Below are 1058 nucleotides of genomic sequence, written 5' to 3' on the forward strand. Positions count from 1 at the left end.
GCTAGTTGTGCAAATGCTACACTTGCTCCTGAAATAAAAACTTATGATGAAGCAAATAAAAATCTTAAAGCTAGATCAGCAATAAGTATGTATAGTCCTGAAGCTAGAATTGATACGACTGTAAGCAATTCACAAACTAACACAATAGAAGTTAATGGAAATGGTCCTCATTCTATAACAATTGAAAAAACCGGAACTTTAACTGGTAATGACAAAGTCATTTATGTCCATGCTAGCAACAGTGATACTCTTACTCTTACTAATCTTACCAATCATGGAACCATTAATGGTAAAGTAAGCGTAGAGAATTATCGACAACAATTTAAAGGAACCATCACTGTCAATACTTTTGAAAATACAGGTCAAGTTAATGGTCAAATTTATATGGGAGTTTGGGGAGGTCAGGGAACTCTCACTGTGGATCAGTTTAATAACAGTGGAACTATAGCTTCAAGCGATAAAGGAGTTTTTTTCCAAGGTCTTGCCGATAATAAATCCACGATTAATAATTTTAACAATACTGGAGTTATAAGTTCAACAAATAAAGAAGCTGTCCAGTTTACTCATACTAATGTACAAACTCTTAAAAATAGCGGCACTATTCAAAGTAGTAGTCAAGAGGCAAACAATTGGGTAAATCATGGAATGTATATTAGTGACTCTACAATCCAAACATTTATCAATAGCGGAACTGTAAAAGGTGATGGAAAAACAGATCCAGGAGGGGTTAACGGGGCTTCTTATGCAAGCGTCGGAGTAAATCTTCAAGCTTCTACTATAACAAATTTTGATAACTCAGGTATTCTTTCAGGAAGAGTAGGTATAAATATATCAAGCACTACTATAGATAATTTTAAAAACAGTGGTACTATAGAAGGAACATCTGGAGCCAAACAATTATCAGGAGCAATATTCATTCAAAGTTGGCTTCAAACAAGCTCCACTATTAAAAATTTTGAAAACACAGGCCTAATCAAAAATCAAAACGGCAATGCTATCTTCATAGGTGATGGCAACAAGATAGAAACCCTTACAAATAAAGGAACTATAGAAGCAGG

General features: G+C 34.4%; 1 pseudogene. It reads left to right on the forward strand.

Features of this window, described 5'->3' with window-relative positions:
* A pseudogene (locus AJ887_RS10125) lies at positions 1-1058 on the forward strand (hypothetical protein); the annotation flags it as partial.

Source organism: Campylobacter sp. BCW_6466 (assembly GCF_001762835.1).
Classification (GTDB): domain Bacteria; phylum Campylobacterota; class Campylobacteria; order Campylobacterales; family Campylobacteraceae; genus Campylobacter_D; species Campylobacter_D jejuni.